Raw genomic sequence first — 25,978 nt, forward strand, 5'->3', positions numbered from 1 at the left:
TATGACGATACTATCACCAACACACTAGCATAGATTCTATAATGAATCTATCTGTGGATATCTGGAAGAGGAAATATGGATTCGCCACAACCAAGCTCGTACCCGCTGAGAATGCCAGCGGACCTGTGCCGCTTCCCACAGGTGAAGGCCGATCGGCTCGACCGATCGCTGCATTGGGTGATCGTGAAAACGCTCGAAGACGCAAAAAAGAAGGAGACGCGCACAAAGGCGACGGATCGATAGAAAAAGCCCCGACCGGATATCTGGGGAGATGGCGGTCAGGGCTTGGTGTTCAATCATTGGAGAATGAACGCATGCATGCTAGCACGCGGGCGTTGGCACGCCAAATTAAAGTACCGTTTCATGGAGCCAACTTGCAGGTCGTTGAACACAACGGGCAGCCGTACGCTCCAATGAAACCGATCGTCGAAGGCATGGGCCTAGCATGGCACGGGCAGCACGCGAAGCTGAGGTCCAATACGCAACGCTGGGGGATTCTCGACTTGAGAATCCCTTCGGTCAGAGGTGCGCAAATCGCGATTTGCATACCTCTGCGCAAACTCCCAGGATGGCTGGCGTCGATCGAAGCAGGGAAAGTAAAGGATCTGGCAGTTCGCAATCGCGTCCGTAGATACCAGAACGAATGCGATGACGCGCTGTGGCGATACTGGAACAATCGTTTCATGATCCATCCTCGAACCGGCAGCGCCAAAAGCACTGTCGCCGACCGCGCAGACGCTTTGCGCTGCGCCACGGAACTGGTCATCGACAGACGTGTTCCATACAGCACGGCTTACCAGGTGATGCGCTTATACGCTGGCACCGCGAGCTTTCGATCGATGACATGCGATCAGGCGGCCTGCGCAACTGAATTCGCGTGGCGACTACTGAATCATGACGACACGCTTGCGGATTGGAGACTAGTAGAACTCCATAAAAGCCAGCTATATGATGCACCTGAACAACTGACGCTCCCATTGCATCCGCGACTATCCCCTACTGACACCTGACGCAATAGATAGCTGTCACCGCAAACGCGCCTACCATCAACCCACTCGTGGTTAATGTTCAGTGCTGGCGCACCGCGCCAGCCGTCACAGCTTTGCAGCCGAGGTATGCATGAACGAATCAAGCGGAAATCAACCCACTCGAAAGCCGATTCATTTTTCCTCCAGAGACGAGTTCGAGGTCCGACCGAATTATGTTGCAGCACTGCGTTGCGTGCATGACGACCTCGACTATATCGTCGGCAAGTACGGCTTCAGCAAAGATAAGCAACTGCAATGCGGCCTGAATGGATGCAATCACTGGCACCAACACGGCTTCATCGTTGCTACAAAATCAGGCCTGGAAACGCACTGCGGCCAAGATTGCGGCCAGCGAGAATTTGGCGTGGTCTGGGACGAGTTGACGGCCGAATTTGAGCGGCAGACGAAGGCTGAGACACGACGGAAGCTCATCGAGGATATGTTGAAGGACCGGGACGAACTGTTATCCCACGCACGTGAAATGCAAACACGCTTGTCTGGCGCATGCCGACAAATCCGCGTAGTGCTTGATGAGGTTGCCAAGGAGTCGGCTTTCTCATCTGCGCTCGACAGGGTCCTAATGGACGGCGGAAGAATCATGGTCGCCGTGAAAATAGACAAAGGAATCGGCGCGGCACCGGGCCAACGCGGCGCGAACGCGAACATCGCGACGATAGGGGTTGTTAGGGGCGTCGACGCAGTAGCGAAATGCCAAACCGTCGGCTCATCATTCGAATGGCAGGTGGTGCGACCACTTCTCAGTCTCACCGCAGATTCTGTAGAAGCAATGAGCGACAAGGAAATCGCAACCTCTGTAATCAAAATGCGCGATTTCCGCACGGAATTGCAAGCTGCAAACGCTTTTCTGGCCTCGGCTGCACAGTTCCTATCGATCGACAACTTAACCGCATTCGAGCGGTTGAAGGAGACACTGCCATCGAGGGCCCGGACATCTCGACTAGAACGAATATTCGCCCGGCTACCAACTTTACTAGCGAGTGCGGCTTGACAGCCCATATCAGGTAGTGATTGAGGATGCGACGACATCAGCGCGTACTTGCAGGGCTCCTCCTTACTGGAGTGCAACGCGAAGAACTCCCCGCATTGCGTTGGAAAGACGTTGACTTCTGCTGGCACCGTCTGGCCATGCACAAAAAAGATCGAGGTGGTCTGCGGCCACACCAACCCACTTGCGCCGTACCTAGCGAACCTCTTGTGGAATCTCACGCAGATGAATGAGACGCTGCCGAAAAAGGGAAGTTACTCGATCACTTGCAGCGATGCAGCATGACTATGGCATCGGCATCACGACGAGGATTCGATTGAATGGATTCGCTAAAGTCGGCATGCTATGTTATCTAACCCGACGAAATAAAACGATAAACCTACTTATCTCGCATGCCTCTGCCAACTCGCCCAATTGCTAAGCGCCCTGTACGCGAGCTCCTTATCGACGCCGGCCACGACGTGTCCGACTGGGACACAAAAAGCGACGGTACAAAATTGCTCAACCCGAACGACAACATCTCGCGAAATACCGCGTGGTCATTTCCAGGAACAGGAAACGAACCTCTTGTGGCATGTATTTGGTTTGACGGGCTGACGATCACGGAACAAGGAGCGTTCTACGACGGAAATGATCGAGCTTATCGTCAACAACTGCTCGACCGCGACAAGGGCGAGGTACGCAGTGACATACGCAACCGCCTCCGGACTTGGACGAGGCGCTCGCAAGAACTGGACTTTTCCATTCAGGCAGCCTTCAGGGTTCGACAGCCCATACGCCTGATTCTCGTCGATGGCGACCAGAAAAACGAGGCGCAGGCAGATCTGGCTTCGACTGTTTCAGCAAGATCTCTGGATGCAGAGACGTGGTGGGTTCACAGTTATGATTTTTCAACCGGTATGTATCGCATTGTGCAAGGCGTCGAGCCACCGGAACGGTTCGAAGATGAAAGTGACACCGGAATCGTGGACCTCGGTGACGACCCGACACTACAGTCGTTTGTGGAAAATCTGGATGAAACAGAGCGAGACGCGGTTATAAAGGCTCGCGTAGGCCAGGGTCCGTATCGCGACGCTCTTTTTGAACGTTGGAAAGGCTGCTCAGTGACCGATGTGACAATGAAGGAAATTCTTGTCGCTAGCCACATCAAGCCATGGAGCCAATGCAAAACCGCGAAGGAGCGCGTTAGCGTCTCAAATGGTCTGTTGCTTGTGCCTACGCTCGACCGCCTGTTTGACCGGGGCTATATTACCTTCGACGACACCTTCACGATCTTAATCAGCCCGTTGCTGTCGGTAGCACAAAGGCATCATCTTGGTGTCAACCAAAACACCCGTTTGAGGCTCAGAGCGTTCGACGATTTGAAGCCATTTCTAGCATGGCATCGTGAATATATATTCAGATCGTGACAGAAGAAGGTGCGTGCAGACGAGCGGAAGTGCCTTCAATGACAGTAGACTCCAACTATGATGAGACAGACTCATGGTGCGACGATTCAGATCATCTTTTGACGAAGTGATCGGGTTGCAGCTCGATTGCGAGACTCGACTGTCGGCCGAATCTTCGCTCCTTGAGATATTTGGCTGTCCGTTGCCTGATCTCAAGCGGTTTCTGTCCGATCCCGGTCATGAGAGGTACTTCAACGAGCACTGGAAGTCGCTGCCCGAGTATGACCGTTTTCTGTATGAACGCGCCTGCCTGGCTCTCGGTAACCCTCGGCTACCGACCAGGCTTTGCTGGTTCCACTGCACCAGAGTTCCGGCAGGAACGACTTTTGACACGGGAATCCATCCATTGGGGCATGTACTCCCTTTGCTCAAAAATGCGCTGCTGGACTCGCTTGAGGATCCTTCGGCGAAACACGAAGTCCGTCAGGCTTTTGCACGCGAAGGAGGCCTCGCGTTTCAGTTCCGCAACAAGCTCAGAGACTCGCTACACTGGGGACCATATGCTATTTTGGTGCGCGAGGTTGCATCACATGCAAAAAACCTAGGGCAGCATGACTATCTTGCAATGCCAGAGATAATTGAAGACTTGTGCGAGGAAGTGAAGCTTGCGAGTGGCCTTGATTTGCTCCCAATCTTCCAAGATAGTTTGAAACCGGCCATCGTGAAGTTCGTTGCTCCGGCGGCCCACTCCGCGGAATTTGCGGTGCGAGTGGCTCTGCGTTACCTACAATCCTGTGCTCGAGAAGACGTCCCAGGCCACGGTGCGGTGTGGTGCTTTGATGGAGAGAACACCTCGGTTCCGCCAGCGAACGTACTCAATATTGAGTTTGTGTAAGCGACGGCAGCCCTGTCACTCGCAGCAACTGTTAAACCGAAAGCGAATCGCAACGACAACCGTGGCGACGTCTACAGCGACGACCGCCCCCCCGGACGATACAGCGCTTGCATCCGCTATACGCCGCGGAGAGAACGCTTCATAAGCAAAATGGTTACAAAGCTCAACACTAAGGCGGCAACTAAAAGGTTTCCCGTGGTCAGAAAACCACCAAAGAAGTGATCGTATACATACGTGGGGAAAGCTGCTTCGCATGCTTGCCGATTCATGACTCCAGGCTCAGAACACGTCGTGTTCACAGCTGAAGCTGCATCGCGCAAATCCTTTCCCCATGCCTGCAAGAAGGGCAATATCGTGCTCGCAATTAGTCCGCCCAACAGCCCTGCCCCCAGTCCTACCTCCGCATTGGAAAGAGCACGTCTCTCTTCGGACCGATTCGAATACATCCCTTCATATCGATCACTTTTCTTTGCAAGGTGAGCGATAAATCCATCATTTCGAACAGGGGCAACGACCATTGATCGTTTCGCAACCTCCATAAAAATACGGATATGCTTTTTAATTCTCTTGTTGCCAACAATACCCGCAAGGCAGCTCGGAGATTTGTAGATTGCAATTGTATAACTGGCTTTATCCCAACGACTCAACTCCGAACTATGAGGATACAGAATCACGGCAACGGACCCATTCGCATGCATTGAATACACAAGAGATGCATTTTCTTCCGCCACATATGGAAAACACGACCTCCCACCATTATCAATCGCTCGAATACGGGTTAAGCATACCGCATCCACCTGAAAATGAAACATATCCAAATCGCGTCGCGCAACAAAGTAGCGATGAGAAAATCCATCTTCACTCGCAAAATCTTTCGTCAATCGAGTGAGCCGAGGCTCAAGATCAACATTCCAATTTACCTTAGCTCGCTCTGCCAGATCCACCTGACGCCGAGCCTTTTCGTCATATGCAACTTTAATTTTACGAATATTCATTTGTTATTTAATTCCCCTTGATTCATCTCATACTTAATCCATTCAAACAACACCTGTCGCGTTATCACCACATCAGACCAACCCCGATGCGAGCTTGAAGCACACATAATTGAGCAACTTGACCCCATCGAATCAATATGTCTCACAAGTTGCATGCACCGCAGCAACACGACGGAACGTCATGATATCGATTCGCTCGCGCCGCATCTAGCGACGAGACAATAATTTCACTCGATGTATCGACACACGACACTCTGTTTTTATCAGAAACATATCTGATGATACTGTCACTCTAGAAAATTTCGACCATATATCACCTCCACGAGTACGGCCAGCCCAGGCCACTTCACCTCGGCGCTTCTGCCAAGGTGCACTTCACTCGGAGGTTTCATGTTTCACCCTTACCTTCTTGTCGCTGCAATCGCAGCGACATTTGCTTTTGTCATTGGCGTTGCCCTCTTACTCTGGAGGCGCTTCAATTCGACACCGCCGACCATACCCTCAACCGGCACTGCGGCACCAACACTCGCCGCGCCCCTCCCCCGCAACGCCTCAGATGACGAATGGGAAGCTCACGCCCCCTATCCGGACTATGCGTTGCATGCGATCCAAACTAGTGAATGGGCATCACGGGAAGCCCCACCTTACAAAAACTACCATCGATCACACAATCACTTTGCGTTCGACGATGTCGATTCGTTCGAATTGGACGAATCCCCCTCGTTTCATCGGCCCGATCCACGATCCGCGGCCGATTCCGACTTCTTCTCCTATGCGCCGCCGAATGCCCACGACGTGGCAACCTCGGCATCGAGCGATGCCGCACAACGTTGCCCGCATTGCAATTCATCGCGCGTCGACACGCTGAACATTGGTCGTAAAGCCGGCAGCACGATCGGTAGCGTCGCCGGCGCGACGAGCGGGATGGCCATGGCATTTTCGGGCGCTGAGGCTGGCGCTGCCGTAGGTGCGATTGGCGGACCGCTCGGCTCGGTTTTCGGTGGTCTCGCCGGCGCGGTAATCGCCGGCCTACTTGGCAGCGCGGCCGGCTGCGCTGCCGGATCCGCCGTCGGGGCGGCCATCGACGAGAACGTCCTCGATAACTATCGGTGCATGTCGTGCGGTCACACCTTCAGCGCGCAGCCCGACTGATCTTCGCGATCGCAGTTCTTATCCAGCCACTCCGGCTCTTTCGCTCCTCCCTTTCTATTCCACGACTGCCCGGCCTTCGTCGGGCGTTATGCCTTTTCTATTTCCAAGGAGTTCAGCATGCACCTCGTCCAAACCATGGCTTACGTCGGCCTGGAACCGTGGCATGGCCTCGGCAACAAACTCGCGCCCCAACAACCCATCGAAGTCTGGGCCGATCGCGCCGGCATGAACTGGACGATCGAATCGTCCGAAGTCCGTTATGTGTCCGGCGCCTCCGGTATCGGCTCGATCCACGCCTTTCCCGACCAGAAGGTGCTGTATCGATCGGACACCAAGGCGCCGTTATCCGTCGTCTCCGCACGCTACCAGGTCGTACAGCCCCGCGAGATCCTGGAGTTCTACCGGGATCTGACGGAAGTCGGCGGTTTCGAGCTCGAAACCGCGGGCGTGCTCAAGGAAGGTCGCAAGTTCTGGGCGCTCGCCAAGACCGGGCAAACCGGCATGCTCAAGGGCAAGGACCACGTCAAGGGTTATCTGCTGCTGGCGACCGCCTGCGACGGCACGCTCGCCACCACAGCCCAGTTCACCTCGGTGCGGGTCGTCTGCAACAACACTCTGGCGATCGCACTCGGTGACGGTACGGGCGTCGTCAAGGTGCCGCACCGCTCGCAGTTCGACGCTGCTGCCGTGAAGCGCCAGCTCGGTATCGCTGTGTCGTCCTGGGATGCATTCATGGTCCGCACGAAGGCAATGGCCGAGCGCAAGGTGACCGATTCGGCAGCCGACGCCTTCTTCCGGCGAGTGCTGACCTACACCGTCACGAATCCCGGCGAGCGTGACGGGATGACCGTCAATGAGCGCGCGGTCCGTGCAGTGGGCGAACTCTATGCCGGGCGAGGCAAAGGTGCGCAATTGCCTTCCGCGTCCGGTACGGCCTGGGGGTTACTCAACAGCATCACCGAGTATGTCGACCATCATCGCCGCGCCCGCAGCGACGATCATCGGCGCGATGCCGCATGGTTCGGACAAGGCGCCCTCATCAAGCAGAAGGCCTGGGACGAAGCGCTCAGGCTCGTCGTCTAGCATTCGTCCCGCATTCGTTCATCTCGGCCCGGTCAGGTTCGCCTGCCGGGCCGCTCTATTTCCGGAGGTTTCGTGAGCATTCCATCCAGTCGCGTCCGTACGCGACGACCTGCATTGAAGCTCGTCAGAACCGACGAGCTATCGCGCGAAGACTGGCTCGCCGTTCGACGCACCGGCATCGGTGGATCGGACGCCGCTGCTGCTGTCGGATTGAGTCCCTATATGAGTCCGCTTGAGCTGTGGCTAGACAAGACCGGTCGCGCGGACGGCCTACCCGGGCCCGATCCGGACGACACGAGTTCGCCGACCTATTGGGGCACGTTGCTCGAGCCTATCGTTGCCGCGTCCTACACGAAGCAGACCGGCAATCGGGTTCGGCGCGTCAACGCCGTGCTGCGTCATCCGACGATCCCGTTCATGCTCGCCAACCTCGATCGGGAGATCGTTGGCGTATCCGACGTCCAGATTCTCGAATGCAAGACAGCGGGAGAGTTCGGCGCCAGGCTCTGGCGGGACGGCGTACCCGAGTACGTACAGATTCAGGTCCAGCATCAACTGGCGGTGACGGGCAAGTCGGCCGCCGACGTGGCCGTGCTGATCTGCGGCCAGACGCTGGAAGTACATCGGATCGAACGCGACGACAGCTTGATTGCACGATTGATCGAGCTCGAAGCGCGGTTCTGGCGGTTCGTTGTATCCGATACGCCGCCACCGGCCGACGGATCGGAGTCGGCTGATCGCGCCCTACGCCATCTGTATCCGGGCAACGGCGAAACGATCGATTTCAGTGATGACCAACGCCTGTCCTCCGTGTTTGCAGATCTGGTTGCCGTACGCGCTGAGATCGAAACGCGCCAGCAGCTCGAGGCGCAGTTCAAGCAGGCGATTCAGGAAGCCATGGGTGACGCCACGCGTGCCCTGTTCGAATCCGGCTCCGTGTCGTTCAAGCGCAGCAAGGATTCGGCAGCGATCGATCTGGAACGGTTACTGGCCGATCACCCTTCGCTTGAGCAGCAATACGCCATCTCGAAGCCCGGCTCCCGGCGCTTCCTCGTATCCACCTGATCCCTTACCCACCATGACCAATCTCGAATGCCTCACCGACATCATGACTGTTTCACGATATGGCGCGCTTGCCCAGGCGTTCGTCATGGACGCGCTCAGCAAGCATGCCGAGCGGGTTGCGACAGCGCCACTCGACCAGTTGCAAGCGCAATTCGGCGCTCACCCGATAGTCAGCGCTCAAGCCTGGCAGAGCGTCGCACGCGAGATCCACGACAAGCTCGAGGCGCATTTTGCGCGGTAACCCGCGAGACAACTCCCGATCGCATTTTTCCACTTTATCAATTCAGCAGAGAGGCCATCATGCTCAAAGGTCTTGCTATCACCCCGCCCGTTGTCGGGCGCATCTCCATCGGAAGAATTGTCGAGAAGAACGGCAAACGCCTACCCGAGAAGGATGACCAGTTCACCCTTACCACCCAGGTCCAGCAGCGCGGCGACTGGATGCTGCATCCACTGAACGAAACACTGCGCAAGGCGGCATCCGGCAAGCTCCGTGCGATTCCGGTTCGCCTACTCTTCAACGATCCGGATCTCAACCTGCGTGCCGACTACAGCCTGTTCGACCGGGACACCGGGCGGCCGGTGTGCGTCGGCAACGGAGAAACGTGTCGTCGTGCGGGCGACGCCGGCATCGAAAGCCTGCCCTGCCCGTCCCCGGACGGTTGTGCCTTGGCGCGCCAAGGCGGTTGCAAGCCGTACGCGCGGCTGAACGTGATTGTTGGCGACGAGGACGAGATGGGTTCGTTCATCTTCCGCACCACCTCGTACAACTCGATTCGCACCCTCGCAGCCCGACTGCATTACTTCCATGCCGTATCCGGCAACCTGCTCGCCAGTCTGTCGCTGGAACTGCGACTGCGCGGGAAGTCGACAACGCAGAGCTATCGGTCTGCGATCTATTACGTCGATCTGGGAGTTCGATCGGGCACGACGCTCGAAGATACGCTGTTGCAGGCGCGCGAACTCGATGCTCGTCGGCGGGCGGCGGGGTTTGATCAGGCGGCGCTCGACACCGCGGCGCGGTTGGGTTTCGCCAACGGCGCGTTCGAAGACAGTCCGGATGAGCGCGCCGCCGTCGCCGAGGAGTTCTATCCGGAGTCCGCGGGTCATGGGGATGCGGGAAGCGGCGCCGATCCCGGTCAATCCGCGACGCTACGCGACAAGCTCGAGCGCAAAGCCGTGTTGCTGGGCGACAAGGCGGCATGATGCGGTCGTCTCGCTGGATCATTGCTCTGGCGATGTCGGCCACGGCCACTGCGCTCAGTCTATCTGTATTGGCGGGTTGGCAACGCGGTGGCACGTGGCCGGAACGGCTCATCTGGATCGCGATCGGCGTGGTGCTCGTCACGAGCGCGCACCTGCTGCCGGCGCTCATCCGAGACAAGCCGCTTACCGTCCGAGCGATCGGCGGTCTGTTGTGGTTTGCATGCATGGCGACCGCTTGCTACGGTCACGTCACCTTCTTTCTGCTGGCTCAGCAGCATGCAGGTGCCCGGCGGATGGCCACTGCAGTCGCAGCCCCGCCCGCGCCGCGCCGCAGCCTGACAGTCGTCATGGCCGACCGGGCAGCGATCGCACAGCAACTCGCGATGATCGACGCGCGACGGTGTCGTCGTGATTGCGGGATGCACGAGGCACGTCACGTGACACTGGTCGCGAAACTTGACGCACTGAACGCAGAAGCTGACGAGGTGCGACGCACCGAAGCCGAACGCAATCGAGTCGCCAGGCAGCGCGACGCATTACTCTCGGACCCGGTCACGTCGCGACTCGCTGCATTGCTCGGCACGACTACTGCGCGAATCGATCTGCTGTCGGGATTGACGTTAGCCGCCGTGCTGGAAAGTGTCGCGTGTTTGCTGTGGGTCATCGCGCTCGGACGCTCTTCTACCGACGAGTCGGCCCGCGACGCGACTCCCATGCAAATCCCGACGGTCGCAGCCATGACTACAGCGGCATCGCCAGTCGCGGCGGAAGGCTCGATGGCGGAAACGGGCGAGACCGTTAGTCGCAAAAACGACAATCTGGATATCCCCTCGTCGGCCATGGCACAGCCTGACGATGCGCTGACCCGACTCGCGCGGGACGTTGCAGCCGGTCTGGTCCGCCCCACCGTTGCCGACATCCGTCTCCACCTCGGCTGCTCGCAAGCCAAAGCTCTGGCACTTCGCCGGCGACTGGCCGAACTCAACCTGCCGGCATAAACCGGGCTTTCGCCCGGCACTCTTTTCTTAATTCACCCGGACGTCCTCGCCTCCAGCCAAGCCTGGAGGCCGTTGCTCGTCCACTCACTGGAGAACACCATGAATTCGACATCCAACCGTCTGCCCGGCCCGCGCTTCAAGCTCGGCCGAATCCTGGCCACGCCCGCCGCGCTGAGCGTCGTTGCCAACGCGAACGCCTCGATCGTCAATCTGCTGATCCGACACGCCTGCGGTGACTGGGGAGATCTATCTGAATCTGATCGGGAACAAAACGAACTGGCCATCGATGCTGAATCACGGATCCTGTCCAGTTATGTCCTCGCTGATGGACAGACCGTCTGGCTCATTACTGAATGGGATCGGTCCGTGACGACGCTTCTGCTACCTGGCGATTACTGAACGGCAGTCCACCTAGGGAATAGTCGCCGTCTAGGCAACTCGAGGCAGTGACCGTTAACGCAGACGCTGCCGCTTGATTTCCGGCGGCGTCGCCGCATTCGCGCGGCGCTCTCCTGTCGGTTTCAGCGACACGCCGTCCAACGGCGCAAAGAGTTCGGCCAACGTCACATTGAGGACGTAGCAGATGTTCGCGAGCGTTTCGACAGATGGATTGGCGATACCACGCTCGATCGCAGAGATATACGTGCGGTCGACGTGTGCCTCAAAAGCCAATGTTTCCTGAGATTTCTCGGCTGCATGTCGACACTCCTTGACTCGCTTGCCAAGAGCAATCGAGATCGGGGCAGGTCTTGATGCAGCGGAAGTTGAGCGCCTAGTAGCCATGGCGTGCAGGATGCCCGCCCGTCGACTGATTAACGACGCTGTAAACACTTCAATTATAGACGTATATAATCTACATTACGACATTCATCGACTGCCTCGGGCGTTCTGCTGGTTCGAGCTCGTATCGCTCCAGCTCTATATGAGTGTCTTGGACTGTCGAGTAAACACTGCATCAGATGTACCCATCCGTGCGGGACCAGCACGTCAAACGGAGAAAACAATGAAAGCCAAAAAACATACGGGGTTCAGCAAACACATCCTGGGTCTGTCCATCGCTACTGCCCTCGCTGCCTGCGGCGGAGGCGGTGACTCGGGCCCCGGTCAACCGTCTACCGGTGGAGGGCGGACTCCGACAACACCGACACCGACGGTCACGGGCAAAGCCATTGACGGTTACTTGATCGGTGCTACGGTCTGCCTCGACCTGAACAACAACGGGGTTTGTGATTCAGGGGAACCGACTACGGTCACTGATGGGACAGGCCAGTTCTCGATTCCGTATAGCGGCAACGCAACTGGAAAGACGCTACTGGTCCAGGTCACACCGACGACCAAGGACCAGTCTCGCCCGGTGGGATTCCAGTTCCCGGCCACCTTCACGCTGTCGCAGGTCATCCAACCCACGGCATCGCAAGTCGTCAGCCCGCTCACGACGCTGGTCGGCGCCCAAATGCAAACCGGCTTGAGCCGCCCGCAGGCCGTCGCCGCCGTGCAAAGCCTGCTTGGCAAGCAAGTCGATCCGAATGCCGACTACCTCGCGAACAATGATGCGGTAACCCAAGCGCTCGCGGTTCAGATCGTGGACAAGCTCGGCACCTTCTCGGTCAAGGGCGCAGTCGATGCCGCGACTCTTCGCAATGCCCTGAACGCCATGGTCGCCAAAGGCAGCGTGATGGCGATCACTCAGGACGACCTCGCCGTCCAAGCGGCCAAGCCCGTCTATCAGGTCGCGGATGCCTCGCAGATTCTCGCCAAGCCCACCTTTAGCTTCGAGGACTACCTGGTCTCGTTCTTTGGCGGATACAATCCGACGCCGGGCTCAACCAACCAGGCTTTGGTTCGCGACGTCCGTCAAATCATCAACGGCGCACTGCAGACTGATCAACAAGAAAACCTGCCGGACGGAACCGACACATGGACCAGCGTCGGTCCCGGTGCCTATAACGGTGGCAAATACGATGGGCTTGCCGGCGAGTATGTGCTGAAGGCAGACGGAACGTGGTCGAGCCTCATCTCGGAAACCCAACGGCTCGCACCGCTGCCGCTTTCGAGCATCGGCACGACCTTATCGGGCACCGACCCGGCGTCGGGTATCGGCTTCACATACGAGGCCCGGTCTGTTGACCTGTCCGACCAACCCTTGTCGATTGCCGCCCCGACCGTGCCCGGCTTCTACGACTTTGCCAATGCGTCGCAGTTGACCGGAGCCGCGTTCGCGAACGGCACCGGTGCATATCTGGGCCTTCGGACTTACACGGCGGATCGGGTCGTCCTGCCGATTTCGGTCCCGATGTGCGACAACGCGGTCGTGCAGACCAGTACTGTCTGTGGCGGGGTTCCCGCGTATATGGACGGCACCACGATCGTCATGACGTCCGGCAGCTCGAGTACGACGTACAGCTCGGTTCAACAGGCTGTCGGCAGCGCTCTGGCGGGACTGAATGTCGGACTAAGCACGATTCAGTTGTCCGCAGATCATCGCGCGGTCGTCGACAACACGCCAGGCACGTGGGCGGCGTACACCGGCAATTCCAATGTGCTGGTACTCGACTTCGCGACCGCCGATATTTCGGCTCTGACTTCGGGGAATGGTCGACTTCAACCGCTCGCCCTCGGCGCCAAGCTGGTCATTGCCCTTCGTGCCGGACGACTGCAGGTCGGCTGGCTGTATCCGTCGACCTACACCGACAAATCCCTGCAGTTCGCATCTGGTCTTCCTAGCTCCTTGTTGACGGCGCTTAACTCGGTCGTCGCCGGTCGCCATTGAGCTAACCGCCCATAAGCCTTGGCCTGGATTCTGGACGTTATCCCTCACTGGATCTCCAGAATCCTTTCATGCCGACCGGTTCGCCGATCGGCTTTTTTTGTATCCGCGATTGCCCGTACCGTCTGGTAGCGAGCACGCATCTTCATCCATATTTTCCAGCCATGAGAACACGGATCCCAACTTTATATCTCGCAACCATCAACGCGATGCACTCATGGCCGCTGGCCCCATTCGCCTGGGACAACGCGCCGACGGAAAGTTTCTTCAAGACATTGAAGGTCGAGAGAACCTATCAGAACCACTACGCAACTCCAGCTTCGCACAATCGAGTAACCCCTTGCGCGTGGCGATCGCGCTTTACCGTCGTTTCGTCGAAGGCGTCATGGGTTCAGTCATTTCAGTAAATGGAAGCTCCGCGGCCAGGCATCACCGTCCAGCCACCTGGCGCGATCCGGCAGGCGGAAATCATGTGCCGCTTTCCAGGAAAGACTATGTCGCGTAACGGACACGCAATCCCCCTCCCGTCTCGGGAGGGGCCGACGTTCGGTGCACCGATATCCTTGGTCTCACGGCCCGCGAAGCCATCTCGCACGGCCGCATCGACACGCGCAGCCGCAGCGGCTCAACCGGCCGATGCGCCACGATTTCCGTCCATCCATACGAGGAGTACGACACATGAACTTCGACTTCATCGTAGTGGGTGCCGGTTCAGCGGGTTGCGTGGTCGCCGATCGGATCAGCGAAAACGGCAAGCACCGAGTCCTTCTGCTCGAGGCCGGGCGCCGCGACGACAGCTTCTGGGGACCCATTCCGCTCGGGATCACGCGGTTGCTGAATAACCCGCGCTACGCGTTTCTCGACCGCACCGAGCCCAGCCCCGAATTCGGTGATCGCTCGCTCGTGATGACGCAAGGCAAAATGCTCGGCGGCACCAGCTCGCTCAATGGCCTCATGTATGTTCGCGGCGATCGAGCCGATTACGATGGGTGGTCCGCATCGGGATGCCACGGCTGGTCCTACGACGAGGTGCTGCCCTATTTCAGGAAGTCGCAGCATTTTCCCGAAGGCGATGCCGCCGTGCACGGTCGAGGTGGGCCACTGAAGACCAGCATTCACACCGATGTTCATCCGTTGACGCGCGATTTCATTCAGGCGCTGGTCCAGACGGGCCTTCCCGCGAACGGCGACACGAACGGCGGCCATAACGAAGGTGTCGGCCTTGCACAAACGACCATTCGCGACGGCGTGCGGCAGTCGACCGCCGCCACTTTTCTCGCACGGGCGCGTGAAAGAGCGAACCTCGTCGTGCGCACAGACGCGCCACTCGATCGCGTGATCGTCGAGCAAGGCACGGCTGTCGCAGTCCGGCTGGCCAATGGCGAAAAGATTCGGGCGACCCGTGAAATCGTCGTTTGCGCGGGCGCAATCAGCTCGCCGCAGATCCTGCAGCGCTCCGGCATAGGCGACGCACGGCACCTGCAGGCGCTCGGCATTCCGGTCACCCTTCATCGTCCCGAGGTGGGTCACAATCTGCAAGACCAGTTATTTGCCCATCTGAAATATAGGTTGCGCGACCCGAGGGCGAGCCTGAACCATGTTCTCGCGAATCCGGTGCGGATGGCCTTGGCGCTGCTGCGCTGGCACCTCAAGCACGACGGCATCCTGGCGATGCCAGCCTCCGAACTGACGGCATTTGCGCGCACTGCGCCTGACGGTGATCGAGCCGACGTGCAAATCGCCATGCTGCCGTTCTATTTCGAACTCGATGCAACCGGAAAGGTGGTGATTCCGAGGCATGCTGGCCTGACCATATCGGCGGTCAACACACGCCCTTTCAGCCGAGGGAAAGTCCATATCGTATCCGCAAACCCGCTACGACGCGGCGAGATTGCCCCCCACTATCTGTCCGATCCGCGCGACGTGGCAACGCTTACTCGCGGCATACGCCTTCTGCGCACCGCGATGGCCCAGCCCGTGATCGCCCGACACGGCCCGGTCGAATTGCACCCGCAGCCATCGGTTGAATCCGACGAACAAATCGAGGACTTCCTGCGACGCCACTGCGAAACCATCTACCACCCGGTCGGTACCTGCAGGATGGGTTCCGATGACGCGGCCGTGGTCGACCCGGCATTACGCGTGAACGGCTTGCGTGGCTTGCGCGTGGCGGACGCATCCGTCATGCCGTGCATCACCACCGGCAACACGAACGCACCGACGATCATGATCGGCGAAAAGGCGGCAGACATGATTCTCCGCAGCAACTGATCACCTAAGCACCGCTGCGGCACGCTTCACTACCGTTGATTTCCAGCGAGGATAACGCTTCATGACGATTTCAGTTTTCAGCAACGTAGACACCATCGTCGCAGCATTGACGTCCGATCCCGAGTTCCGGATGGCAGCGCGGTACTGGACCGGAGGCGTCCGGTTCCTCGTCGGTAACGACACGCTGGCACTCGCGGTTCGGAACGGGATTCCCTCCGCCGATGCCGTTTCGGGCGCTGGCACGATCGAACTGCGCATGCCGCTCGACGTATGGAACGGACTGACCCGGAAAATTCCGCCGCGTGGCCTGAACGACCTCGGCCCTGCGTTGGCCGCCGGGGTCGAGGTCGCCGCGGACCCTGTCCTATTCGCACAGTACTATCCCGCGGTCCAGCGCATCATTGAAATCCTGCGGCCCGCGAACGATGAACAGCATGCCCCTCGCAACGAAGCGCGTCCGACCGGCACGCATGACAGCCCCGTCGGGCGTTATGTGCATATGACGTTGCAGGAGCAGGATTTCCGCATCTACTACGAGGAAGCGGGGACCGGAATTCCGTTGCTGCTCCAGCACACGGCCGGCGCACACGGCGTCCAGTGGCGGCACCTTTTCGAAGTGCCGGCCATCACCGATCACTTTCGACTGATCGCATACGACTTGCCGTTCCATGGGAAATCGATTCCGCCGGTGGGTCGCGCCTGGTGGCAAGAGGAGTACAAGCTGACCGCGGCATTCATTCGCGCGGTACCGATCGCGCTGGTTCATGCATTGCGTTTGCAAAACCCGGTGTTTATGGGGTGCTCGGTCGGCGGCGTGCTGGCGCTCGATCTCGCGGCCCATCATCCAGACGTGTTCGACCACGTTATCGCGGTCGAAGGGGCGCTCGATATCCCCGGCGACACCGGCGATTTTCTGCACCGGGCATTCTGGCACCCGCAGGTCTCCAATGAATTCAAGGGTCGCCTGATGCACGGGCTCACTGCGCCTCAAGCGCCCGAAGCCTATCGCCGGGAGACTATTCAGACCTATATGGCCGGTTGGCCGCCGCTCTTTCTCGGCGACCTGCATTACTACGTCGATGAATTCAATGTAACGGAACAGGCATCGCGGATCGACACGTCACGGGTGGGGGTCCACATCATGAACGGCGAGTATGACGCGTCAGGAACCATCGAGCTCGGTGAGATCGCCCATCGCGCAATCGAAGGCTCGACCCATACCGTCATGCCGTCGGTCGGCCACTTTCCGATGAGCGAGCACCCGGACGTGTTCGTCAAACACCTGCTGCCCATTCTCGACGGAATCCGAAAGACCCGGCAATAACACGTGGGTCCGGCGGCGGCGCGGCGCCCGGCCGAGCCGCCATTCGCTCAATGGGGCAGACCCTGCAGCGGAATCGGCTCGCGACGAAATTGCTCCGGTGTCTTGCCCGTCCATTGCTGGAAGGCGCGCGCAAAAGAGTTCGGTTCGTCATAGCCGAGCAGGAATGCCGTCTCGGTCGCTGCAAGTTTGCGCTCGAGCAGATAGTGTCGGGCCAGCTCGACCCGAACTGCATTGAGTTCCGCCTGGAAGCTGGTACCTTCGTCACGCAGCCGCCGCTGGAGCGTGCGTTGACTGACGGCAAGGTGCCCTGCCACGTCGAAAGCAGAACAACGGCCGCTGGCGAGGCGCTCCGTCAGACACGCGCGTACACGGTCGGCAAAGGACGTGCTCTGATCCAGGTCGCCCAGGCGACGCTTGAGATCCGGCTCGAACGATGCCCAGATCGTCTCGTTGGCGGTCAGGAATGGCGCACCTGCAACCTTGGCATCGAATGCAAGCGTGGCATTGGCGCCGATCGTGATCGGCACGCCGAAAAACGCTTCCGCCTCGGCGGCGCCCGTCGGCAGCGCTGGGAGCGTGATCGCACTCGGCACGACGTGCTGTCGAGCCGCCCGTCGCGCCATATGCACGACAAAGACCATCTCCGATGCAACGAACGAGACTGGCGGGTTCACCGTCGGCTCCGCCCCGCCGAACGTCGCGACGGTCTTCCGATCACCGATCTCGACATCGAGTCTCAATGGCCCCAGCAACAATTTGTAGCGCGAGAATCGCTGGAGTGCGCAATTCAGGTCGGCGCTGCACAGGCAGGCAAACATGAGCGGGTTGAACGCCTCCACCGAGACAGACTGTCCGATCTTCAGCGGAAAATCCGTGCCGCCGACCAGCACGCCCACGCTGTCCCACAGCCGGAAATACTCTTCCGCGGTCACGACCGGCCGCGCCCGCGCAAAAAGATCGAGCGGCAATCGCGCATGGCGAAGCAGATCTTGCGGCTCGACATGGAGATCCCCGAGTACGACCTTCCAGTTGAGATCCAGCAGATAGCGTGCTGACATCAGACACCTCTATCGGCCGGTCTCGACAATCGAACGCAGCTGCCTCGCCTGCGCGTCGACCGACTGCGGCCCATTGGAAGTCAGAAGCCGCAGGTGTGGCTCCCATACCAACCGAATGGCAGCAGGGTCGAGCGTCGAGAGAACACGATATCCGGCCTCTTTGAGCGCCTCGTCGACGTAGTATTCGAGCCGGGTTTTCTTCCCGGGAATCTTGGGGTAATTGGTCGTCAGTGCGATGACTTCGCCGTGCTTGGGTACGGTGGTCAGCTGTGCCGCGGCGAACGGATGATCGGTAACCTCGCGGTACTTGCCATCACGATCGACGCGGAACCGCGCCGATGTCATCGCCACAGGAGCATGGCAGATCATCGAAAGCACCACGCCTTCTTCGTAAGCGAGATTGATCAGCTCACCGATCCAGGGCGAATCTCGAAAATCCACCATCGGGGCATGCCCACCGGGGAAATGAATGAAATCAAAGTCCGCCAGCGAGAATGCATCGTCCGGATTCCGATGCCGCGTCACCACCTCCTGCGCAGACAGATAGTCCTTGGTCGGCAGCTTCGCGAACGCATCGACGACCTCGTCACGCATCGCCGCGGCCTCCGGGTCCGTTTTCGGCAGAACGCTGGAGACAGGAAGTGCGCCGAGATGGCGATACGCCAATTCCAGTTCCGCGGTCCTACGTTCCACCAAACCGGGGTTGCGCGCAGCGAAACCCTTAGGCGCGACCGTGTAGCCGACCACTGCCCGGGTCAGCGCGTCGGTAGCCATGAAAGGCAGCGAAAGACCGTTGATATCGAGTTGCGGGACGGTGCCGTCTGGCGTGCAAAGCACAAACTCATGGTCGTTCTCGAACTCCTTCAGGATCTGCGCCAGCTCGACCAGGAAAAACCCGGTCGAGATCGGTGCATGACCCGCTGGCTCGCTGACCGGCAGTGCTGTCGCCGAAGAGATGACGATCAGCGCCTTGCGCTTCGTCCCGGAGTTGTTGGAGTCAGTCTTATCAAAGTTCGTCATTGCACACACTCTCGCGCCAGATGAATAAGCTGCAAGAAGGATAGCGCGCCGACCGAGGCTTCCAGCCACCAAAGCACGCCAATCTGAAATCAATTCGCGCCAATCGCGTGACGAGGCATGCGTCCTCTTCACGGGAAGGGACATATCGCGATCACGCGATCGAGCCCCGATTGATGAGTCCCCTGCCTCTTCATGCACCGACGCCTGCGGCCGCGTAGTGGTCGACAGCTACGTACGATTCTCCGCGACATGAACAGGGTAATACGCGGGATATCCCGCCCCCCTCCCGCTTCGGGAGGGGGCACGTCCAAGGGGCGTGGATATTCTTGAATCACGATGTGGCGTCACGACGAATCGGCGTTTTCCATTCAAGGAATCCTAGGTCATGCAGCGATCCTCTGTATCAAAGAACCATCATTGGCCTCGCCATCGACGCTGCAATGCCGGCCCTCCGATCGATACGATCGGCACCCCCGATCCGGTGTGACAACACGCCGTACAGGTATCACCTGCGCCACCGAGATCCAAGACACATAGGCAGACGGTCCTGCATTCAATAAGTAGTCCGAGTGAATTGGCTTGGCATCGGCCAACAGAAGAAAAACACAGCGAGATCATCCCCGTTCGGAGGAGACAACATGAAACTGAAGTTCGCCGCAGTAGCGGCGTTGACCGTGTTCGCTTCGGCATCACACGCGCAATCGTCGGTAACGCTCTACGGCGCCATCGACTCCGGTTTGCTGTATCAAAGCACGTCGGCCGCGTCGCTTTCACCGCACGCAGCGAATACCGGCAAAGTATACCGCTTCAAGGATAGTGGCATCTATTCCAGCTATTGGGGCATCCGCGGCACCGAGGACTTGGGCAGCGGCTATAAGGTCAATTTCAAGCTGCAGGGCGCATTCGACAGTGCCACGGGTAAGTTCAGCATCGCTGACACGCCGGGCGCCACCGCGATCTTCAATCAATACGCGATGATCGGCATATCGGGGCCATTCGGCAGCTTCGAAGCCGGCCGCCAGATCGTCCCGATGGTCTGGGCGATGGCTGCAACCGACGCGCGCTCGACCCAGTTCTTCGGCAGCCTCCTAACCGCGTGGATCGGCATGAACCAGGCAGCGGGATGGCCGGGAACGAGCACGAACGGACCGGTCGGTGCACTCTACGAGAGCAACGCGCTGGTTTATCACTCCCCGAGCTTTTATGGCGCTACGGTGGACTTGGAGTATGCGCCCGGTGGCGTTCCCGGACACTTCCAGGCTGGAACACGCGAGTCCGTGGTGCTGCGCTACTCGAATTACGGCCTGAACTTGGCAGCCGTCTACTACAACGGCCACGACACCAATCCCTTTCCCGCGACATTTCCGAATACGCCGGCAAATACGGCAACCGGCCTGAACAACAACCGGTTCTATTATTTGGGGGCGATGTACACATTCCGTGATTTCTCCGTTTCCGCTTCGTACGGAAACGGACGAAATCCGTCCGATTTATCAAAGGCGAATATCGACATGTACTCCGCGGGAGTCGGCTATCGCTTCTCTCCGGCGCTCCACGTCAGTTCCGGCGTCTATTACCTCAGGGACAAAAACAACTCCACGAACAAGTCCATCGAAGTGGCGCTGGGCGCCGAATACTGGATGTCGAAGCGAACGGCGTTCTATGCCCAAGTCGGACACGTGAACAACCGTGGAACAATGAACCAGATGATCGAGTATGGCCAGCCCGTTGCGCCAGGCACGTCAACGACGGCCGCGATGATCGGCATGCGACATATGTTCTGACCGACGCCCCGATTAGAAGGACTGGATGGCGTGCGCCTCGAACCACCATAAGTACGCGCATCGCCACCACTCGGCGGCATCCAACTTGTGACGAACCAATTTCAGACGGAATCGGATGGGGCTGTAGTCGGCCCCACAAGAGAAATTTGCTGCAGAATTCAGTAAGCTCTTGCCCGCGAGGCGCCAAATTACGCTTGCGAGCTGAGTTCCCGACCGATTTTCTGCAGGAGCTTTTCGCCCAGTTCCTTCGCGCTGTAGGGGTCCTGCCCCGTGATAAGCTCCCTGTCCTCCACCACGTTGCTTCTACCAAGCATCTTGGTATGCACCTTCGCGCCGAGTCGTTCCAGAATGTGTACCGGATAATCGGGCATGTGCCCGCCAATACCGAAGCATGGAATGTCTTCTGTGAGCTCTTCGGCGGCCATGCTGACGCAGGTCATGTTGTAGCCGGAGTAAATCCATTTCCCGTCGACTACGGGGGCTGCTCCCAGCGCCGCAGATCCGTGGCAGATGGCAGAGGTAATCTTGGCGCGCTCGTGAAAATGCAACAGCAATGCGCCGGTTTCAGGGTTGTACTCGTCGCTTTCCAGCCAGTTCGTGTGCAACACGTCGGTCATCGGCGCGTGTCCGCCGGGCACGAACAAAACATCATAGGAATCGAGCTTCACTTTGTCGGCCAGAATATCCGACAATCGGCCTGGTTTTCCGATTCCAAGCTCTCGAAGGCGGGTTTCAAAGAACTGCTTGGCGTGCTCCATCTTTCGCCTTGAGAGCCCCCAGTTGGACAGCTTGTAGGATGCCTCGTCGATGACGCAGCCTTTCCCGTCGGGGCTAACGAACTCGACGAAGTGTCCTGCTTCGATCAATGGTTCTATTGGTTCGACCAACTCCCCGAGGAATATGCCGACTTCATGACGCCCTCCTTCCCGGAGGGGAATTTGAGTGGCAGAAGATGTGTAGACGAGGATTTTTGCCTTTTTCATTTACATTGCTCCTCAGTGGCATGCTGGAACTCGATTGGAATCATTCCCACTCTCCACGCACCAGGGTTTTTCCCATCCTGCTGCGGATGGCTCGAAAGCACGAGTGCGGATCAACGAGGCCTGGCAGGACGCAACCTCGCTCGCCCACGCCTGGTGCCGGACTGGCCGTCGCACGCTCTCACGCGACAAGGTCAAGCGTGCCGAGATCCAACATCTGAATGCCGTGTCGCCGCGCCATGGTGAGGAAAAGAAGATCACCACGCTCGGTGCGTGTGGTGAGTATTGCTGCGATGACGGCCTGGATCAAGCCTTGCGGTGCGAACAGCCCGTAGTCTCGCCAGCACTGAGAAGCGTCGTAGTCGACGCCATAGCGGCTCAAGCTCTGATGGTAGCGCTGCACCAGATCGCGCTCATGTTCGCGCCGCAGCGCGGTGGTCAGCCCGGAACCGAGAAAGTAGGAAACGTCGGTCATGCCCGGCCCGAGTTGTACTGTCTGCCAGTCCAGCACGGCGACCGGCAGTCGACCGCCTTTCGCGTCGAACAGCATGTTGTCGAGTCGAAAATCGCCATGCGTGATCGTCCATGGAGCCTGCTGCATGGCGAAATATGCATCGATGCGTTTACCGAGGTGCAGAGCGGCGTCAATCACCTCGCCCTCGAGTTGCCCCGCATATCGTTCTGCAAATGCCTGCACGCATTTCGCATAATGCTTCGCGTAGCCCGGGACATGCATGTTGCGATCCAACCACACATGCGTCGCTAGTTCCGCCTTGCCCCACTGCGGACCATGGAGCGCAGCAGCTGCATCCAGCGCATGCATAGCCTGCTCCACCGTGCACCCCTGAAGCTGGTCTCCGCCGACAGCCGGTGCGAGATCCTCGAAAAGAAGACAGAAATCGCGCATGTCCTCCGAGATGTCGGCGTAGAGCACGTTGGGCAGCCCAACATCGACAAATGGGGCAATCTCCTGGTAGAAACGTATTTCTCTAAGATACAGCCGCGATCTCGCGCCAGTCTCGCGGCTGACCGAATTCGTCGCGGGAAGTTTGGCCACGAGCGTCCGCGGGGCCGACGAAGATGCCCCCGAGTACTGGAGTTCGAGACGCAAATTGCTGCCCAACATGCCGTTTCCAACCGGCATGATCCGGACGTCCGCCACGGTGCCTGCGTCGAGGAGACCGCGATAGCGAAGGACAGATTCGATCCATGCCGGTGTCAGGTGCGCGGCGTCAGTTACAAGCGGCGGCAACGAAGTTCGGGGTTGAGAAGCAGAAAGCTGACACGCATGATTGGCATCCAAAATTGTCTCCATCCAAGTACGTCGACGGGGTCGCGCCGACGTGTTCTCTGGGTGATGCGATGCTGTTGGTTCTCGGCGAATGCCAGGTGACAACCGCTCGACGACATCGAAGATGGCTCATCGTACCGGTCCGCCCGGCACATCAAGCAGCCCCTTCATTCCGAGCGGTTCGTAGGGGCCGAAAACGAGCTGTTCCAGCACGCCGCTACCAAGTCGTGTGCGTCCGTCAGGCCCGATCAATTCGGCGGTCACGAACGCCTGGATATGCGTGTGATAAGGCAATGCGAAGCCCGTCACTTCATCGGTGCGGATGGTGTCGTACCCGATCGCAAACGGCCCATTGTTGACGCCATGCCCCCATTCGGGATGGAGATATCCGAGCCCCGACATATAGAACTTCCAATGGGGAGTTAGCTTGATCCGCGTTTCACCGCCGTCGTCATGCTGATAGATCAACGTGGTTGCTGCGAAATGCCGTGAATTCGGTTCGAGCACAATTTCGGTGCGGCAGTTTTCAAAGTGCTCGGTCGGACCATCGTCCAGTGTTCCGATGACCCCGCCAATATTCCACGGTCTTCCTTGCGCGTCGGCGTTAACAGCGAGCAAGCTGAAGGCGTCGTCAAAGTTCAACGGTGCCCAAATCCAGAAGAACTGCGCCGGTGTCGGTGGAACGAAATCCTGCGAGTCCGGCGTGCCGATAGGGCGAACGCCCCATGACCGGTCCCGCGTTCCCCAAACTCCGTCGGGCCGCAATTCAATGCGCTCTCCCCGGATCTCGATCCAGCCTTCATACATGCCGTTTTGCGTCAGTCGCGTGTAATCCATGTACGTGCGGGGTCCGATTCGACGCAGGAATCGAGGCTCTTCGACAACTCGCGCTCTGCCGCGGAAGATGATGTCCGCGCGGATGCCATGGTCGTTCTCGTCCAGTCGGATACGCAGCGACTGTAACGGTTCGATCACGTCGACCGCCAACGGACCGACGCGTGTGTCCATGCGCTCCATGCCGAGGTGTCGCGACACGCGAACATTGTGTTGCACGCCTTGATAGACCAGGCAGAAAGCCCCATCCATAATATTCAGGTGTGGATAGACTCCCAGCGCCGTCGAAAAAAATATGCTTCCGTCGCGGTTGTAACCGTTGAAGAAATATCGATCGTAAAAGTTGCGATCTGTACCCGCGTAGGCAATCGGATCGCTCGTCTGGTGAATCGGATAGTCGTCGCCCTTGGTTAACATGCGCTGGCTCGCTCAAATGGAATGATGATCCCTGTGGTGTGGAACCGGAATATCAGCTCGATTTGCTTCACAGGTCGCGCCGACATTCGCGAAACGTTCATGAAACCCGGCTGCCCTGTTGCCTAGCGGGTTATCTTTAAGCGTGCGGCACATACTTTTCGAACTGGCCGCCCAAAGTGCGCTCAGTCTCCATCAGGGTGTGCTCGTGCACTGCCTTCTTCGACGTTTTCCTTCGCAATCCGCATCGCCTGATCAAACTGCGTACTGGTCGCGACGTGGCGATGGTCCACACTGATCAGCCATCCTCGGCCGCTCTGGCACCATCGTATGCGCCGCTCTTCCAACAAGGCGGCGAACCATCTCCATAGCGCGGCGTCCTCCGCATTGGCACTTTCACGCGCCGCCGTGCGCGCGCCTGTCATTCTCGCGGCATAAGCTCCGATTCGCTGCTCTTGCATCATGTGAATCTTGCGATCAGCCGAGCTGGCCGGCAAATTCCGGAACGAGCGCGAACAGGTCACCGACGAGGCCGTAATCGGCCACGCTGAAAATCGGCGCTTCCGGATCCTTGTTGATCGCGACGATCACCTTCGAATCCTTCATGCCGGCCAAGTGCTGGATCGCACCCGAGATACCGACCGCGATGTACAACTGCGGTGCGACGATCTTGCCGGTCTGGCCAACCTGGTAGTCGTTCGGCACGTAGCCGGCGTCGACTGCCGCGCGCGATGCTCCGAGCGCTGCCGACAGCTTGTCCGCCAGCGGCTCCAGCACCTTCGTGTAGTTCTCGCCGCTACCCAGACCGCGGCCGCCCGACACGATGATCTTCGCGCTGGTCAGCTCCGGACGGTCCAGCTTCGTTACTTCACGGCTCACGAATTGCGACTTGCCTGCATCCGCCGCTGCTTCGATCTTCTCGACCGTCGCGCTGCCGCCAACGGCGGCCACCGGATCGAAGCCCGTCGCACGCACCGTGATCACCTTGATCGGGTCGCTCGACTGCACCGTCGCGATCGCGTTACCCGCGTAGATCGGGCGCTCGAACGTGTCGGCACTGTCAACTGCGGTGATGTCCGAGATCTGCGCGACGTCCAGCTTCGCGGCGATACGCGGCGCGATGTTCTTGCCGTAGGCCGTGGCCGGCGCGAGGATGTGCGAATAGTCCTTCGCGATGTTCAGCGCGGTCGCTTCGACGTTTTCAGCCAGGCCCGCTTCGAGTTGCGGCGCGTCGGCCAGCAGTACCTTCGACACACCTGCGATCTTCGCTGCCGCGTCCGCAGCCGCTTGCGCGTTGTGGCCCGCGACCAGCACGTGGATGTCGCCACCGATCTTCGCTGCCGCCGCCACCGTGTTCAACGTCGCGGCCTTGACCGACGCGTTGTCGTGTTCTGCAATCACCAGAATCGTCATTTCTTT

At 58.8% G+C, this 25,978-nt stretch carries 25 protein-coding genes; 16 read left to right on the forward strand and 9 right to left on the reverse strand.

The features are described from left to right. The first annotated feature begins 53 nt into the window (after positions 1–53). From HAV18_RS06290 to HAV18_RS06305, 4 genes are all read left to right on the forward strand, one after another. The gene (locus HAV18_RS06290) at positions 54–1,010 is read left to right on the forward strand and encodes a phage antirepressor N-terminal domain-containing protein (RefSeq protein ID WP_208101716.1); all 957 of its coding nucleotides are present in this window, start codon (positions 54–56) and stop codon (positions 1,008–1,010) included. A gap of 109 nt (positions 1,011–1,119) precedes the next feature. Continuing rightward, complete coding sequence (locus tag HAV18_RS06295; protein ID WP_166953832.1) at positions 1,120–2,037, forward strand: hypothetical protein; 918 nt, start codon at positions 1,120–1,122, stop codon at positions 2,035–2,037. Positions 2,038–2,495: 458 nt separating this feature from the next. Next, entirely contained in the window at positions 2,496–3,443 is a 948-nt protein-coding gene (locus HAV18_RS40255) for an HNH endonuclease signature motif containing protein (protein WP_166953834.1), read from the forward strand. Between the two features lie 73 nt (positions 3,444–3,516). Beyond that, positions 3,517–4,317 (forward strand): hypothetical protein, encoded by an 801-nt coding sequence (locus tag HAV18_RS06305; RefSeq protein WP_166953835.1) that lies wholly within the window; start codon positions 3,517–3,519, stop codon positions 4,315–4,317. A 116-nt stretch (positions 4,318–4,433) separates the two neighbouring features. Here the strand turns inward: HAV18_RS06305 and HAV18_RS06310 are convergent, their stop codons facing one another. Beyond that, positions 4,434–5,312 (reverse strand): hypothetical protein, encoded by an 879-nt coding sequence (locus HAV18_RS06310; RefSeq protein ID WP_166953837.1) that lies wholly within the window; start codon positions 5,310–5,312, stop codon positions 4,434–4,436. A gap of 390 nt (positions 5,313–5,702) precedes the next feature. On the opposite strand from HAV18_RS06310, the gene HAV18_RS39800 reads away from it, so the two are divergent. From HAV18_RS39800 to HAV18_RS06345, 7 genes are all read left to right on the forward strand, one after another. Continuing rightward, complete coding sequence (locus HAV18_RS39800) at positions 5,703–6,464, forward strand: hypothetical protein (RefSeq protein WP_243771543.1); 762 nt, start codon at positions 5,703–5,705, stop codon at positions 6,462–6,464. A 117-nt stretch (positions 6,465–6,581) separates the two neighbouring features. Next, positions 6,582–7,547, forward strand: coding sequence for a DUF932 domain-containing protein (locus HAV18_RS06320; RefSeq protein ID WP_166953838.1), 966 nt, complete (start codon positions 6,582–6,584; stop codon positions 7,545–7,547). 72 nt (positions 7,548–7,619) lie between these two features. Beyond that, positions 7,620–8,612 (forward strand): lambda-exonuclease family protein, encoded by a 993-nt coding sequence (locus HAV18_RS06325; protein WP_166953839.1) that lies wholly within the window; start codon positions 7,620–7,622, stop codon positions 8,610–8,612. Between the two features lie 13 nt (positions 8,613–8,625). Beyond that, positions 8,626–8,853, forward strand: a complete 228-nt coding sequence (locus tag HAV18_RS06330; RefSeq protein WP_166953841.1) for a hypothetical protein — start codon at positions 8,626–8,628, stop codon at positions 8,851–8,853. Positions 8,854–8,912: 59 nt separating this feature from the next. Beyond that, the gene (locus HAV18_RS06335) at positions 8,913–9,818 is read left to right on the forward strand and encodes a phage capsid protein (protein WP_166953842.1); all 906 of its coding nucleotides are present in this window, start codon (positions 8,913–8,915) and stop codon (positions 9,816–9,818) included. Beyond that, complete coding sequence (locus HAV18_RS06340; RefSeq protein WP_407062406.1) at positions 9,818–10,816, forward strand: hypothetical protein; 999 nt, start codon at positions 9,818–9,820, stop codon at positions 10,814–10,816. The genes HAV18_RS06335 and HAV18_RS06340 overlap by 1 nt, the downstream gene beginning before the upstream one ends. A gap of 99 nt (positions 10,817–10,915) precedes the next feature. Next, positions 10,916–11,215, forward strand: a complete 300-nt coding sequence (locus HAV18_RS06345) for a hypothetical protein (protein ID WP_166953844.1) — start codon at positions 10,916–10,918, stop codon at positions 11,213–11,215. A gap of 54 nt (positions 11,216–11,269) precedes the next feature. Here the strand turns inward: HAV18_RS06345 and HAV18_RS06350 are convergent, their stop codons facing one another. Further along, on the reverse strand, positions 11,270–11,599 hold the full coding sequence (locus tag HAV18_RS06350) for a helix-turn-helix domain-containing protein (protein WP_124470067.1): 330 nt from the start codon (positions 11,597–11,599) through the stop codon (positions 11,270–11,272). Between the two features lie 220 nt (positions 11,600–11,819). Between HAV18_RS06350 and HAV18_RS06355 the strand changes: the two genes are divergently transcribed. From HAV18_RS06355 to HAV18_RS06370, 4 genes are all read left to right on the forward strand, one after another. Continuing rightward, positions 11,820–13,586: a hypothetical protein gene (locus tag HAV18_RS06355; RefSeq protein ID WP_166953845.1), complete on the forward strand. Its 1,767-nt coding sequence runs from the start codon at positions 11,820–11,822 to the stop codon at positions 13,584–13,586. Between the two features lie 214 nt (positions 13,587–13,800). Further along, entirely contained in the window at positions 13,801–14,088 is a 288-nt protein-coding gene (locus HAV18_RS06360) for a hypothetical protein (RefSeq protein WP_166950856.1), read from the forward strand. 173 nt (positions 14,089–14,261) lie between these two features. Further along, positions 14,262–15,854: a GMC family oxidoreductase gene (locus tag HAV18_RS06365; RefSeq protein WP_166953846.1), complete on the forward strand. Its 1,593-nt coding sequence runs from the start codon at positions 14,262–14,264 to the stop codon at positions 15,852–15,854. Positions 15,855–15,915: 61 nt separating this feature from the next. Further along, the gene (locus HAV18_RS06370) at positions 15,916–17,178 is read left to right on the forward strand and encodes an alpha/beta fold hydrolase (RefSeq protein ID WP_208101718.1); all 1,263 of its coding nucleotides are present in this window, start codon (positions 15,916–15,918) and stop codon (positions 17,176–17,178) included. 47 nt (positions 17,179–17,225) lie between these two features. On the opposite strand, the gene HAV18_RS06375 is transcribed toward HAV18_RS06370, so the two are convergent. Together HAV18_RS06375 and HAV18_RS06380 are read right to left on the reverse strand one after the other, a co-directional pair. Further along, positions 17,226–18,236: an AraC family transcriptional regulator gene (locus tag HAV18_RS06375; RefSeq protein WP_166953847.1), complete on the reverse strand. Its 1,011-nt coding sequence runs from the start codon at positions 18,234–18,236 to the stop codon at positions 17,226–17,228. 9 nt (positions 18,237–18,245) lie between these two features. Beyond that, entirely contained in the window at positions 18,246–19,256 is a 1,011-nt protein-coding gene (locus HAV18_RS06380; protein WP_208101720.1) for a hypothetical protein, read from the reverse strand. A 638-nt stretch (positions 19,257–19,894) separates the two neighbouring features. Here HAV18_RS06380 and HAV18_RS06385 point away from each other — a divergent pair. Beyond that, the gene (locus HAV18_RS06385) at positions 19,895–21,040 is read left to right on the forward strand and encodes a porin (protein ID WP_166953849.1); all 1,146 of its coding nucleotides are present in this window, start codon (positions 19,895–19,897) and stop codon (positions 21,038–21,040) included. 188 nt (positions 21,041–21,228) lie between these two features. Here HAV18_RS06385 and HAV18_RS06390 read toward each other — a convergent pair whose 3' ends face one another. The 5 genes from HAV18_RS06390 to HAV18_RS06410 form a co-directional block, all read right to left on the reverse strand. Beyond that, entirely contained in the window at positions 21,229–22,023 is a 795-nt protein-coding gene (locus HAV18_RS06390; RefSeq protein WP_166953850.1) for a type 1 glutamine amidotransferase domain-containing protein, read from the reverse strand. Positions 22,024–22,201: 178 nt separating this feature from the next. Beyond that, on the reverse strand, positions 22,202–23,335 hold the full coding sequence (locus HAV18_RS06395) for a phosphotransferase (RefSeq protein WP_166953851.1): 1,134 nt from the start codon (positions 23,333–23,335) through the stop codon (positions 22,202–22,204). A 105-nt stretch (positions 23,336–23,440) separates the two neighbouring features. Further along, complete coding sequence (locus tag HAV18_RS06400) at positions 23,441–24,562, reverse strand: hypothetical protein (RefSeq protein WP_166953852.1); 1,122 nt, start codon at positions 24,560–24,562, stop codon at positions 23,441–23,443. A 182-nt stretch (positions 24,563–24,744) separates the two neighbouring features. After that, on the reverse strand, positions 24,745–25,023 hold the full coding sequence (locus tag HAV18_RS06405) for a hypothetical protein (RefSeq protein ID WP_243771545.1): 279 nt from the start codon (positions 25,021–25,023) through the stop codon (positions 24,745–24,747). Positions 25,024–25,036: 13 nt separating this feature from the next. Further along, positions 25,037–25,972, reverse strand: coding sequence for an electron transfer flavoprotein subunit alpha/FixB family protein (locus HAV18_RS06410; RefSeq protein ID WP_166953853.1), 936 nt, complete (start codon positions 25,970–25,972; stop codon positions 25,037–25,039). Positions 25,973–25,978 lie beyond the last annotated feature (6 nt).

The sequence above is a fragment of the Burkholderia sp. D-99 genome, from assembly GCF_011605345.1.
Taxonomy (GTDB): Bacteria; Pseudomonadota; Gammaproteobacteria; order Burkholderiales; family Burkholderiaceae; genus Burkholderia.

Bases quoted from the DNA above. Each gene is read 5' to 3' on its own strand.
- HAV18_RS06295 (WP_166953832.1), top strand. From the start codon at position 1,120: ATGAACGAATCAAGCGGAAATCAACCCACTCGAAAGCCGATTCATTTT.
- HAV18_RS06305 (WP_166953835.1), top strand. From the start codon at position 3,517: ATGGTGCGACGATTCAGATCATCTTTTGACGAAGTGATCGGGTTGCAG.
- HAV18_RS06310 (WP_166953837.1), bottom strand. From the start codon at position 5,312: ATGAATATTCGTAAAATTAAAGTTGCATATGACGAAAAGGCTCGGCGT.
- HAV18_RS39800 (WP_243771543.1), top strand. From the start codon at position 5,703: ATGTTTCACCCTTACCTTCTTGTCGCTGCAATCGCAGCGACATTTGCT.
- HAV18_RS06320 (WP_166953838.1), top strand. From the start codon at position 6,582: ATGCACCTCGTCCAAACCATGGCTTACGTCGGCCTGGAACCGTGGCAT.
- HAV18_RS06330 (WP_166953841.1), top strand. From the start codon at position 8,626: ATGACCAATCTCGAATGCCTCACCGACATCATGACTGTTTCACGATAT.
- HAV18_RS06335 (WP_166953842.1), top strand. From the start codon at position 8,913: ATGCTCAAAGGTCTTGCTATCACCCCGCCCGTTGTCGGGCGCATCTCC.
- HAV18_RS06340 (WP_407062406.1), top strand. From the start codon at position 9,818: ATGCGGTCGTCTCGCTGGATCATTGCTCTGGCGATGTCGGCCACGGCC.
- HAV18_RS06345 (WP_166953844.1), top strand. From the start codon at position 10,916: ATGAATTCGACATCCAACCGTCTGCCCGGCCCGCGCTTCAAGCTCGGC.
- HAV18_RS06350 (WP_124470067.1), bottom strand. From the start codon at position 11,599: ATGGCTACTAGGCGCTCAACTTCCGCTGCATCAAGACCTGCCCCGATC.
- HAV18_RS06355 (WP_166953845.1), top strand. From the start codon at position 11,820: ATGAAAGCCAAAAAACATACGGGGTTCAGCAAACACATCCTGGGTCTG.
- HAV18_RS06360 (WP_166950856.1), top strand. From the start codon at position 13,801: ATGGCCGCTGGCCCCATTCGCCTGGGACAACGCGCCGACGGAAAGTTT.
- HAV18_RS06365 (WP_166953846.1), top strand. From the start codon at position 14,262: ATGAACTTCGACTTCATCGTAGTGGGTGCCGGTTCAGCGGGTTGCGTG.
- HAV18_RS06370 (WP_208101718.1), top strand. From the start codon at position 15,916: ATGACGATTTCAGTTTTCAGCAACGTAGACACCATCGTCGCAGCATTG.
- HAV18_RS06375 (WP_166953847.1), bottom strand. From the start codon at position 18,236: ATGTCAGCACGCTATCTGCTGGATCTCAACTGGAAGGTCGTACTCGGG.
- HAV18_RS06380 (WP_208101720.1), bottom strand. From the start codon at position 19,256: ATGACGAACTTTGATAAGACTGACTCCAACAACTCCGGGACGAAGCGC.
- HAV18_RS06385 (WP_166953849.1), top strand. From the start codon at position 19,895: ATGAAACTGAAGTTCGCCGCAGTAGCGGCGTTGACCGTGTTCGCTTCG.
- HAV18_RS06390 (WP_166953850.1), bottom strand. From the start codon at position 22,023: ATGAAAAAGGCAAAAATCCTCGTCTACACATCTTCTGCCACTCAAATT.
- HAV18_RS06395 (WP_166953851.1), bottom strand. From the start codon at position 23,335: ATGGAGACAATTTTGGATGCCAATCATGCGTGTCAGCTTTCTGCTTCT.
- HAV18_RS06400 (WP_166953852.1), bottom strand. From the start codon at position 24,562: ATGTTAACCAAGGGCGACGACTATCCGATTCACCAGACGAGCGATCCG.
- HAV18_RS06405 (WP_243771545.1), bottom strand. From the start codon at position 25,023: ATGATGCAAGAGCAGCGAATCGGAGCTTATGCCGCGAGAATGACAGGC.
- HAV18_RS06410 (WP_166953853.1), bottom strand. From the start codon at position 25,972: ATGACGATTCTGGTGATTGCAGAACACGACAACGCGTCGGTCAAGGCC.